Below are 315 nucleotides of genomic sequence, written 5' to 3' on the forward strand. Positions count from 1 at the left end.
AGGATCCACTCTTGAAGCTTCCCAAGCAGCCTTTCCTCGTTCCAAGGGCTTTTCGTGAAAAAGTGACTGAGCGTCGTTCGATGATTCGGATGAAAGCTCCAGTAATGAATATCAGTCAATGTTCCCGAGAATCCCTTGGTGGTCAAGGCATCGACAATATGAATGAGATGCTTGATGACCGGTTTGGAAAGCTGCAGCGTCAACCCCAGCGTGAAGAAAAACTTGTGGATTCCTTGGTGATGTGCTAATCTATTCATGAGACATGAACCTCCTTGTGGATAGTTGGTGGTACATCTATTCTAACCAAGGAATCGG

General features: G+C 46.0%; 1 pseudogene. It reads right to left on the reverse strand.

Annotated elements, in window-relative coordinates:
* Positions 1 to 257 (reverse strand): annotated as a pseudogene (locus I656_RS0117445) (IS701 family transposase); the annotation flags it as partial.
* Positions 258 to 315: the final 58 nt, after the last annotated feature.

Source organism: Geobacillus sp. WSUCF1, assembly GCF_000422025.1.
GTDB lineage: Bacteria > Bacillota > Bacilli > Bacillales > Anoxybacillaceae > Geobacillus > Geobacillus zalihae.